Below are 10709 nucleotides of genomic sequence, written 5' to 3' on the forward strand. Positions count from 1 at the left end.
AAACGCCTTCACAACCCAGTAGAACACCGAGATTCACCCCCGCACCGGCGGGTGGGGTCCGGACACGCGTGCCACGATCGCCTTCCCGCTTCCACGAACAATCGTGGCCATCTTCGCATTGGTCGGGACCGACTACCAATGCAGGCTCCGGCGGCGCCCGGGGGCCGGGGTACCGGACGGCCCCGCGCGCGGGTTAACTTCGTAATCCCGCGCCCGTCGTGCCGACCGCCCTCGCGAGGAGCGTCCCATGCCGCTGCTGCCCGGCGCCGAACCCTTCAGCGCCCCCGGAGGCCCCGTCGGGGCGGTCCTGTGCCACGGGTTCACCGGTTCCCCCCAGTCGATGCGCCCCTGGGCCGACCACTTGGCCGGGGCCGGGCTCGCGGTGGAGCTGCCACTGCTGCCCGGCCACGGGACGACCTGGCAGGAGATGAACCTCACCACCTCGGACGAATGGTTCGCCGAGGTCGAGCGCGCGCTGCTGGAGCTGAACCGGCGCTGCGACGAGGTGTTCGTCATGGGCATGTCGATGGGCGGCTGCCTCGCCCTGCGGTTGGCCCAGGAGCACCCGGACAAGGTCACCGGTGCGGTGGTGGTGAACCCGTCCTTGGCGTTGGAGAACCCGCTGCTGCTCGCCGCCCCGCTGCTCAAGCGCCTGCTGCCGTCCACGGCCGGCCTGGCCGACGACATCAAGCGGCCCGGCGCCCACGAGGTGGGGTACGACCGGGTGCCCACCGCTGCGGCCGCGACACTCCCGAAACTGTGGCGCGCGGTCCGCAAGGGCATGCCCGCGCTGCGGGCGCCGGTTCTGGCCTACCGAAGTCCGGAAGATCATGTCATCGGGCCGCAGAGTCTGCGTATCCTCACGAGTAAGGCGGTCAACACCACGGTGGCCGTCCGTTCGCTGGGCGACAGCTACCATGTCGCCACCCTGGACAATGATGCCGCCGCGATCTTCGAGGGCAGCCTCGGCTTCGTGCGCGAGCACAGCAGAAGCGGGGAAGGACGACAGCGATGACGCATCGCCGCGGCAACGGTCTGCTCGCGGACGCCTATGTGCCGCTCATCCTCCTTCCCCCGGCCTCTGCCGACCGGATGCTGGAGGCCCTGGGGCGGGAGGGGATCGCCGCCTATGCGATCCGCCTGGACGCCGACGCGGCCGACCCCGCCCCCGGGTCCGCCCCCGGCGCGGCCGCCACCGACCACCTCTACGTCGACGAGCGCGAGCGCGACTCCGCCGAGCGCGTGCTCCGCACCGAGCTTCCCGACCTGGGCCGGGATGAGACCGCCGAAGAGCCCGGCGGCGTCGCGGCCCCTCTGCGTCCCATGGACGCCGCGGACGGTGTCGACGGGGCAGACGTCGTCGACGGTGCAACCGGGCCGGACGGCGCCGCGCCGCCCCGGGACGACGACGAGGTGTGGGCCGACCTGGTGGCGCGCTTCTACGAGCCCGGGACGGGCGAGGGCGACGAGCCCCCGTCCTGGCCGGACGCCGAGAACGTCTCCCCCTCCTCCGGGCGCACGCGCGGGCGGACGCGCTCCGCGGAGACCGAGGACGACGAGGGCGGGGGCCACAGGGGCCGGACCGCCCCCGGCGACGGCGCCGACGAGGACGACGAGGACACCGCCCAGGGGCGCGGCGACCGGGACGCCGTCGACGCGGAGGACCACTTCGTGCCCCCGCCCCCGCCGCCGCTGCCCAGTGGCGACCTGGTGGGGCGGCTGGCCTGGGGCGGGCTGTTCGGCGGCCCGGCGGTGCTGCTGGTGTCGATGCTGATGGGCGTGCGGCCGGGGTGGCTGGCGTTCTGCGCGGTGGCCGCTTTCATCGCCGGGTTCGTGGTGCTGGTGGTCCGCATGGGCGACCGCGCCTCCGGCGACAACGGCCCCGACGACGGCGCCATCGTCTGACGCCGCCCGACACCGTTCCCCCGTGAGGTCTCCGGCGGTGCCGCCCCGGCTTCCTTCGGTCAGGGACGTACACCCGTTCCCCATTGGCCTTGCACGTGTGCATCCGCTGTGTGTCCGCCGGCCTGCCGCCCTGGTGCGGGGGTCGAGGGGAAAGCGCCGAGACGCGTGTGGTGTTCGCGATGCGTGCGGTGTGCGCGAACCGGGGCCCGCGCCTCTGCCCGGGACGCGCACCGGTCGACGTCGCCACCGGACGCAAGGCTCCCGGTTCGGCCCTCGGGGAAGGACGCCGACCGGCATGGTGCGCGTCGTCCACTCCCCCGGTCGGCCGACCGGCGGGGTGAAGCGGCCGCGCAGGGCTGGTAAGACCGTCCCCGGAGTCTTCCCGAAAGGCGTGGCCCGATGAACCAGGAACCCCGCACCCGCGTGGGGGGCGCCCCGCCGCCCCCGGACCGGCGGTCGGACCGCGACGGGGCCACGGGGTTCGAGGTCCCCCTGTGGCGGGCGATCGCGGTGTTCCGCGCGGCCTCCCTCGTCTACGCCGCCTACATGGTCGCCGACACCTTCCGGCTGCTGGCGCACCCGGTGGGGGCGGTCGCCGTGCTGGCGGTGATGGCGGCCTGGACGCTGTTCACCGTGTGGGCCTACGGTCCCGGCCGCGGCACCGTGGACGAGCGGCTGCTGGCGGCCGCGGACGTGGCGGTGGCCTTCGCCTGCCTGGCCGCGACCGCGCTGGTGGTCGAGCCCGTCTACCTGCGCCACGCCCCGCCGCTGACCTCGACGTGGTTCGCCGGTGCGGCCCTGGCCGCGGCGGTGGTGGGCGGGCGCCGGTGGGCGCTGTGCGTGGCGCTGGGGCACGGGGTGGTGGACATCGCGGTCCGGGTGTGGCTGGGCCTGGAGATCAGCGCGGCGGTGCCGCGGGGCGTGGTGCTGCTCCTCCTGGCCGGGTATTCGATGGGCTACCTGGCGCACTATGCGCTGCGGGCGGAGCGGCGCCTGGCCGAGGCGGTGGAGATCGAGGCGCGCACCGCCGAGCGGGAGCGCCTGGCGCGGTCGATCCACGACTCGGTGCTGCAGGTGCTGGCGATGGTGCGGCGCCGCGGCGAGGAGCTGGGGGGCGAGGCGGGCGAGCTGGGGCGCCTGGCCGGGGAGCAGGAGGTGCGCCTGCGCACCCTGGTCGGCGGCGGCCCGGCCGTCGAGCGGCCCGAGAACGGTACGGACGGTACAGACAGTGCGGACAGTGCGGAGGCCGCGGGAGCCACAGCCGGTGCGGACGGCCCGGGGGCTGCCGGGAGCACGGGTTCCGCGGGCGTCCGGACGTCGCTCCGCGGCCTGGTGCCCTCACTCCGCGGCCTCGTGTCCTCCTGGGGCCGCTCCTCCCCCGGCCCGGCCCCGACCGACGCCGTCGTTCCCTCGGCCGACCTGCACGCGGCGCTGGCCGAGCTGGCGTCGTCCCGCGTGACGTTCGCGGGCCCGGCCGACCCGGTGCGCATGCCCGCGCCGGCGGTGGCCGAGATCCGTGCCGCGGTGGAGGCGGCACTGGCCAACGTCGACCGCCACTGCCCGGACGGCACCCGGGTGTGGCTGCTGCTGGAGGACGAGGGCGGGCAGGTCACGGTGACCGTCCGCGACGACGGGCCGGGGATGCCTCCCGAACGCCCGGAGGAGGCCCGGGCCGAGGGCCGGCTCGGGATGTCCCAGTCCATCCGCGGCCGCATCCGCGACCTGGGGGGCACGACGGAGGTCGTCACCGCCCCGGGCGAAGGCACCGAGATCGAGATGCACATCCCGGTCCCGGAGGAGACGGCCCGGTAGGCGGACCGGTCAGGCTTCTGCCGGGAGGCGCCGACCGCACACGGGGCCGCCCCCGACCATTCGAAGGGCACCAGAGCGCCATGCCGCCCGCGTTCCCCGGCCGACGTGTACTCCTCCACCCGCCCGCGCGCCTCAGGGATCGCGCGACCGGCCGCCCAGCGGTGCGACAGGGGCGTGGCCGCGAGCCGGGGTCGGGCCGCCGAACCCCTCTAGCTATTCTGGCCGGACAGGTCGGTGACGCGGGAGGCGGGAGGACCGTCGTCGATCGCGGTGTGGAAGCGGTGGGCCCGTCGGCGGGCGGTGGTGTGGCTGCCCTGGAAGCGTTCGGCGGCCCGGTACAGGGGCCGTCCGTGCTCGACGATGCAGCGGGCCAGGGCCGGGCGGCCGTTGGGGGCCGGTTCGGCGTCGGCGTGGGCAGGGTGGGCCACGAAGGGCCTCCTGACGTGCTTCAGGTGTCGATCTAGGCGATCCACACCTGTGTCGGAGACCCTTCTTCGTCGTCGAACTCCGAAGGCCTGGAACCGACCTCCGTGGTCAGTACAGCTAGCGCAGGGCCAGGTCCGCCGCTCCGATGATGCCGGCCTCGCCTCCGAGTTCGGCCGGGCGGACGTCGGCGAGCCTGCGGGTGGCCTTTCCGGTGACCGCGCGGGCGTAGGCCTCCCTCGCGGGCTTCAGCAGGATCTCGCCCGCCGCGGACACTCCCCCGCCGACCACGAAGCACTCGGGGTCCAGGATCGCCGCCAGGTCCGCCAGCCCCTGGCCGACCCACTCGCCCACGGCGGCGAAGCACCGCAGCGCCGCCGGGTCCCCCTCGCGGGCCGCGCGGGTGACCTCCGGGCCCTCGATCCCCTCGGGGTCGCCCCCGGCCGCCTCCAGCAGGCGGGCCGCGCTCACCGGCTCCGCCGCGGCGAGGGCACGCGCCTCGGCGACCAGCGCGCTGCCGCTGGCGTACTGCTCCCAGCACCCCTGGTTGCCGCACGCGCACCTGCGGCCGAAGGGCACCATCCGGTAGTGGCCGATCTCCCCGGCCGCCCCGAAGCGCCCGCGGCGCAGCTCGCCGTCGACGATCAGCGCGCCGCCGACCCCGGTGCCCAGCGTGACGACCACGGCGTCGCGGCAGCCCCGGCCCGCGCCGAAGCGGACCTCGGCCCACGCGGCGGCGTTGGCGTCGTTCTCCACGACCACGGGCAGGTCGGTGCGTCGGGCGATGCGCTCGCGGACCGGGTCGTCGGACAGCCCCAGGTTGCCCGCCAGAACGATCCGCGACCGCGCCTCGTCGACGAACCCCGCCGTGCCGATGCCGACCGCCGTCGGCGGCTCCCGGTCGCTCTCGCGCAGCTCCCGCACCAGCCCGGCGACGGCCTCGGCCAGCAGCTCCCCGTCCCCGCGGGGCGTGGGGGCCTTCGCATGGCGCAGGATGCGCCCCTCGGGGTCGACGACGCCTGCGGCGATCTTCGTTCCGCCGATGTCGACGCCGATGGTCAACGCCATTGGGGGTGCTCCTCACGTGTACCGGGACGGACGGACCGAATGGAGTAAACCAAAGGTTTGGACCACTCGCCGCCTCCGCCCCCTGGATTGCCACCGGGGGCGGTCGCGAACCCGGATCGGGGGCGCACATGCCGGGGAAGGCCGAAGGCCGATCCGCGGGCACGGACCCGGCTCCCCCGCCCCGCACCCCTCGGAGCCGGCGGAGAGCGGTCCGCCCTATGCGGCGGCCGGCGCGCCCCCGGCGGCCGCCCGGATTCCGGGGGCTCTCAGTCCCGGCCCCCGGTGATCTCCGGAGGCGCCTCGGGGGCGCGGTCGTCGCGGGCGCGGCGCTCGGCAGCCTCGCGCCCTTCCCGCTCCTCGCGCTCGCGGCGCTGGCGCGCGAACTCCTCGCCGGCGATCCGCCAGCTCTCCTGCAGCGCGCCGAACAGGGTCACCCCGGCCCGCCCGATGTGGCCTGCGACCTCGGGGGCCGCCGTGCGCACGACGCCCGCCAGCCGGTCCAGCGGCGCCTCCTGCGGGGCCTGCTCCTCGCGGACCGCCTGCTCCCACACGTCACCGGTGCGCGGCGGCGGGGAGGCCACCGTGGACACGCCCTTGCGCACCCCGGCGATGATGAGCTTGCGCTGGAGCGTGTCGACCAGCCGGATCGCGTCGTCGATCAGCTCGGCAGAGGCGCCGCCCTCGCGGCCGGCCTCGCCGCCGGCGCCCTGCCGCTCCGCCCGGTCCTCCTGCCGACCGTTCGCCCCGGCGTTCCCGCGGCCGTTCCCGCCGCCGTTCGCGCCTGCTGTGCCGTCGGACCCTGCCATGCTCGCCCACCCCTGCTCGTGATAGCCGGACTCGACGACCACGGTAGCCGCACGCGCCCCGGGGCGGGCCCCCGGCGGCCCCGAACCCGGGGAAACCCCGAGCGGATTCAGGGACGCCCGCCCCCTGCCGGGGCATAATGCGGCCGAGGGATCGGAGAACGGCCCTGTTCGGTCACCATCCGATACCGAACCTGGAACAGGTTCTACCGACGAGTAGCCGAACTTGTTACCGTCGTCACGTCCCCTCGTCGACCCCGTCTGTCCAGGAGCCGAACGTGCGCGAATTCAGCCGACCCGTCAAGGCAGAGATCTCCTCTGATGCGCGCCTGCCCGACACCGTCTTCGCGCGCGCCGAGCAGGAGCCCACCGCCGTCGCGCTCCGGCGCCAGGAGTCGGGCCAGTGGCGCGACGTCACCTGCAAGGCCTTCCGCGACGACGTCGTGGCCATCGCCAAGGCGCTGGTCGCCGCCGGGATCGAGCACGGCGACCGGGTCGGCCTGATGGCCCGGACCCGCTACGAGTGGACCGCCATCGACTACGCCGTGTGGTCCGTGGGCGCGGTCAGCGTGCCCATCTACGAGTCCTCCTCCGAGGAGCAGGTCCAGTGGATCCTCGGCGACTCGGGCAGCAGGGCCGTCTTCGTGGAGACCGCCGAGCACGCCGCCCGCGTCGAGGCCGTGCGCGCCGAGCTGCCCGAGCTGTCCCACGTGTGGGAGATCGAGGACGGCGGCATGGAGCGGTTCACCGCCACCGGCTCGGAGATCGAGGACGCGGTGATCGAGGAGCGCCGCACCGCCGGCGGCGTGGACGAGCTCGCCACGCTCATCTACACCTCGGGCACCACCGGCCGCCCCAAGGGCTGCGAGCTGACCCACCGCAACCTGCTCTTCACCATCCTCAACGTCATCCAGGGCCCGCTGGAGGAGGTCTTCACGCTGGAGGGCCGCTCGACGCTGCTCTTCCTGCCGCTGGCGCACTCCTTCGCCCGCATCATCCAGATCGGCTGCATCGAGTCCAAGACGGCCCTGGGCCACTTCCCCTCCACCGGGCCCGAGCTGATCGACGCGCTCGGGGTGTACAAGCCCACGTTCCTGCTGGCCGTGCCCCGGGTGTTCGAGAAGGTCTTCAACAAGGCCGAGCAGAAGGCCACCGCCGAGGGGCGGGGCAAGATCTTCCACGCCGCCGCCGAGACCGCCATCGCCTACAGCCGCGCGCTGAGCACCGGGCACGTGCCGATGGGGCTGCGCCTGAAGCACGCGCTGTTCTCCAAGCTGGTCTACGGCAAGATCCTGGCGGCGGTCGGCGGGCAGGCCCGCTACGCCGTGTCCGGAGGGTCGGCGCTGGGCGAGCGGCTGGGCCACTTCTTCCGCGGCGTGGGCCTGACCATCATCGAGGGGTACGGCCTCACCGAGACCTCGGCCCCGACCGCGGTCAACACCCCGCAGCTGAACAAGATCGGCACCGTCGGCGCGCCCTTCCCCGGGGTGTCCATCCGCATCGGCGAGGACGGCGAGGTGCTCTGCAAGGGCGACCACGTCATGCGCGGCTACTGGAACAACGACGCCGCCACCAAGGACGCCTTCGACGAGGACGGCTGGTACCGCACCGGTGACCTGGGCACCCTCGACGACGACGGCTACGTGAGCATCACCGGCCGCAAGAAGGAGATCATCGTCACCGCCGGCGGCAAGAACGTCGCCCCGGCGGTGATCGAGGACCGCATCCGCGGCCACGCCATCATCAGCCAGTGCATGGTGGTCGGCGACAACCGCAAGTTCGTCTCGGCGCTGATCACCATCGATCCGGACGCTTTTGCTTTCTGGAAGGAGCAGAACGGCAAGAGCGGCGACATCCCGGACCTGGTCGACGACCCGGACCTGGTCGCCGAGGTGCAGAACGCGGTGGACGACGCCAACAAGGCCGTCTCCCGGGCCGAGTCGGTCCGCAAGTTCACGATCCTGCCGCTGGACTTCTCCGAGGAGGGCGGACAGATGACGGCCTCGCTGAAGATCAAGCGCCACGTGATCAACCAGCAGTTCTCCGAGGAGATCGAGGCGCTCTACTCCGACAGCTGAGCTCCCCTCCGGCCGCACCGCCGGAAGACCGCCGACAGGGCCGGGCGCCACGCGCCCGGCCCTGCGCATGCCTGTACCGGGCTACAGGACGGAGGGGAGGCGCCGCTGACGCGGTATGTCCGTCCGCGGCTGCGATCGCCTCTCGCCAGACCTCGCTCGCCCGGCACGGGGGCTGTACGGATCACCGATCGGGACCGGTGGGAACACCCCCTGCACGATGTGCACCGCCCCTGAGAGGGGCAGCGGCACGGGGCGAGCCGATACCGGTGGCCCCGGCAGGCCTGCCTCTTTCAGAAGCCCCCGCTTCCCGTCATCGCTCAGACGCCCCTGTCGCGCCGACCGAAGCCGCACAGGCCCCCGGGCCCCCGATCGCCCCCTGAGGCCCCCAGCGCGCATCTCAACGCTTTCCAGGACGAACTGGTCGGCCCGGTCGGACCGGCCCCCTGGTCGACACATACGCCCTGGCCCGGACACCGTTCGGAGCGCCGGAGGCTCTCGTAGACTGAAGCGATCACGCCTCTCGGCCATGTCGGGCAGGCATGGGGCGATCGACTGCGCCCGCCCCTGGGCACAGCGCTCCCTCACAAAGCCCCCGGACTCATCGGTCCGGGAGTGCGCCGCACAACATCTGAGCGGCGCCCACACGGCCGCCCACAGCGCCATCCTGCACGACATCACGCCCACTGGGATGGTGTCGTCCCCGTCCGACCGGTTCAGCACCATCGCCACGACTCCGAGCCGAACCCGAGCCGCCTTCGCAGCCCTGACCGGCGCCCCGCCCGTCGGTGGACGGCCCAAGGCCGCCCCCGGGGAGCACTGCCTGCCGCCCGCATCGACACCCCCGTTGATCTCGGGAAAGCCGGGGTAATACCGGCGAGTATTACCCCGGCTTTCCCGAGATCAACGACAAGGAGGGGGCGCGCCCCGGGGGGGTGGGGTCGCCGATCACGCCGCAGCGGTCGCACCGCTCAGAAGAACGCGGCCGAAAGTTCCACCGTTCCAGCGGACGCCGCCCCGCACCGGCTCTCTCCCCTCACGGAAGCAGGGCTCCACTGCGCAGGAAATGCCCACGCGAACACCGCCCTCGGCTCCCCGGCGCACAGAAGGGGCCGCGGCTCCCTTTCGGGTGCCGCGGCCCCTTCGTCCGCGCTGCGCGTCCGGTGCGCGTCCGGTGCGCGTCCGGTCGCGGGGCGCTAGCCGACCCGCACGGCCGAGTGGAACTTGCTCTGGTAGTAGCTGTTCAGCTGCACCTCGAGCACCGGCTTCGACGAGGTGGAGGCGTGCACCATCTTGTTCCCGCCCACGTACATGCCGACGTGGCTGGGCCCGTCGTAGAAGAAGATGAGGTCGCCGGGCTGCAACTGGTCCCACGAGACCTTCGTGCCCACGTTGACCTGCTGGTAGGTGGTTCGGGGGATGCTCACCCCCGCCTCACGCCATGAGGCCTGCACCAGGCTGGAGCAGTCCCACACGTCCGGGCCGTTGGCGCCCATCCTGTAGGAGTCGCCGATCTGGGCGTAGATGAAGTTGACCGCCGCCTGGGCGTTGCCGTTGACCTGCGGCGGCGTCGCCCCTCCGCCGGACCCGCCCGAGGAGGAGGACTCCTGGGCCCCGCCGTCCACACCCTCGGTGGCCTCGGCGCGCTCCTCGGCGGTCAGGTCGTCCAGCAGCGACTGCTGCTCGTCGAGCTTCTCCTCGGCCTTCTCCTTGGCCTTCTCGGCGTCGTCGAGACGCTCCTCGGCCTCCTTCTCGGTCTCCTCCGCCGAGGCCTCCAGCTCGTCCAGCTTGCGCTTCTCCTGGACGTAGTTGTCCAGGCGGTCCTGCTGGCTCTGCGAGAGGTAACCCAGGTCGGAAGCCTGCCGGAGCGCATCCTCCGGTCCGCTGGACGTCGTCAGGTAGGGCACCGAGGTGTAGTCGTCGCCGCTGTAGGCCGCCGTGGCGAGCTCGCGGACACCGGACTGCATCCCGTCGAGCTTGTCCGCCGCGTCCTTCCGGTCGGCCTCGATGTCGTCCAGCTTCTCCTGGGCGGCGTCGTGGTCCTGCTTGGCCTCGTTGTAGGCGGCGGCCTGCTCGGCGTGCTCCTCCTCCAGCTTCTCGATCCGCTCGCGCACCTCGTCGGCGGTGGGATCGGCCGACGCGATCCCGGGGAGGACGGTCGAGGCGAAAAGGGCGCCCGCGGCGACGAAGCCCGCGGCCGCCATGCGGCGGCGGTAGGGACCGCGCTCGCGTGGATCGTGCACGGTGGTGGCCCACCTTTCTCCCGTGGTCCGCCTACCGGAGGGGCACGCACGGCTCATGCGACGCTGCGCGGCCCGGTTCGGGGGCAGGTGTCCGCGGACGGCGGATGCGGCGGGGGGCCGCTTCGGGAGGTCGTCGCCGTGCGCGGTGCTCCGGTCTCCGCTCCCGCGGGGCCGACAGGCCTCCCGCGGCGGAGTTCGGCGGGTCCGGATCGTCGCCGCCCGGGTGGCGGCGAGAGGAACGACCCGGTTCGGCGGGAACAGTAGTGCATCCCCGCCACCTTCTCAACCGATTCGTTACCTTCGAGCGGGAATTCCGGGGTGGCCGGAATCGCCCGATACGGTACGCCGCCCGCCGCCGCAGGCCTGCGGCGGCGGGGGGG

General features: G+C 73.5%; 7 protein-coding genes and 1 pseudogene. 4 read left to right on the plus strand and 4 right to left on the minus strand.

Features of this window, described 5'->3' with window-relative positions:
* Positions 1-247 precede the first annotated feature (247 nt).
* The 3 genes from D450_RS0125050 to macS all read left to right on the plus strand — a co-directional run bounded on the left by D450_RS0125050 (position 248) and on the right by macS (position 3717).
* The gene (locus D450_RS0125050; protein WP_017541374.1) at positions 248-1015 is read left to right on the plus strand and encodes an alpha/beta hydrolase; all 768 of its coding nucleotides are present in this window, start codon (positions 248-250) and stop codon (positions 1013-1015) included.
* A complete protein-coding gene (locus D450_RS0125055) occupies positions 1012-1905 on the plus strand; it encodes a hypothetical protein (protein WP_017541375.1) in 894 nt (297 codons plus the stop codon). The genes D450_RS0125050 and D450_RS0125055 overlap by 4 nt, the downstream gene beginning before the upstream one ends.
* 399 nt (positions 1906-2304) lie before the next feature.
* Positions 2305-3717 carry a MacS family sensor histidine kinase gene (gene macS / locus D450_RS0125060; RefSeq protein ID WP_017541376.1) on the plus strand — a complete coding sequence of 471 codons (1413 nt, stop codon included), beginning with the start codon at positions 2305-2307 and terminating at the stop codon, positions 3715-3717.
* Between the two features lie 275 nt (positions 3718-3992).
* On the opposite strand, the pseudogene D450_RS0125065 reads toward macS, so the two are convergent.
* The 3 genes and pseudogenes from D450_RS0125065 to D450_RS0125075 all read right to left on the minus strand — a co-directional run.
* Positions 3993-4145: pseudogene (locus tag D450_RS0125065) on the minus strand (IS481 family transposase); the annotation flags it as partial.
* A gap of 115 nt (positions 4146-4260) precedes the next feature.
* Entirely contained in the window at positions 4261-5208 is a 948-nt protein-coding gene (locus D450_RS0125070) for an ROK family glucokinase (RefSeq protein ID WP_017541378.1), read from the minus strand.
* A gap of 266 nt (positions 5209-5474) precedes the next feature.
* Positions 5475-6014, minus strand: a complete 540-nt coding sequence (locus D450_RS0125075; RefSeq protein WP_017541379.1) for a hypothetical protein — start codon at positions 6012-6014, stop codon at positions 5475-5477.
* A gap of 275 nt (positions 6015-6289) precedes the next feature.
* On the opposite strand from D450_RS0125075, the gene D450_RS0125080 reads away from it, so the two are divergent.
* Positions 6290-8089 (plus strand): AMP-dependent synthetase/ligase, encoded by a 1800-nt coding sequence (locus tag D450_RS0125080; RefSeq protein WP_017541380.1) that lies wholly within the window; start codon positions 6290-6292, stop codon positions 8087-8089.
* Positions 8090-9282: 1193 nt separating this feature from the next.
* Here D450_RS0125080 and D450_RS0125085 read toward each other — a convergent pair.
* Positions 9283-10290 (minus strand): C40 family peptidase, encoded by a 1008-nt coding sequence (locus D450_RS0125085; protein WP_026128756.1) that lies wholly within the window; start codon positions 10288-10290, stop codon positions 9283-9285.
* Positions 10291-10709 lie beyond the last annotated feature (419 nt).

This window comes from Nocardiopsis halophila DSM 44494, from assembly GCF_000341245.1.
GTDB lineage: Bacteria > Actinomycetota > Actinomycetes > Streptosporangiales > Streptosporangiaceae > Nocardiopsis_A > Nocardiopsis_A halophila.

What these genes read in the sequence shown, in the direction of transcription:
- macS (WP_017541376.1), top strand. Translation starts at nt 2,305, where the DNA reads ATGAACCAGGAACCCCGCACCCGCGTGGGGGGCGCCCCGCCGCCCCCG.
- D450_RS0125085 (WP_026128756.1), bottom strand. Translation starts at nt 10,290, where the DNA reads ATGGCGGCCGCGGGCTTCGTCGCCGCGGGCGCCCTTTTCGCCTCGACC.
- D450_RS0125050 (WP_017541374.1), top strand. Translation starts at nt 248, where the DNA reads ATGCCGCTGCTGCCCGGCGCCGAACCCTTCAGCGCCCCCGGAGGCCCC.
- D450_RS0125070 (WP_017541378.1), bottom strand. Translation starts at nt 5,208, where the DNA reads ATGGCGTTGACCATCGGCGTCGACATCGGCGGAACGAAGATCGCCGCA.
- D450_RS0125055 (WP_017541375.1), top strand. Translation starts at nt 1,012, where the DNA reads ATGACGCATCGCCGCGGCAACGGTCTGCTCGCGGACGCCTATGTGCCG.
- D450_RS0125075 (WP_017541379.1), bottom strand. Translation starts at nt 6,014, where the DNA reads ATGGCAGGGTCCGACGGCACAGCAGGCGCGAACGGCGGCGGGAACGGC.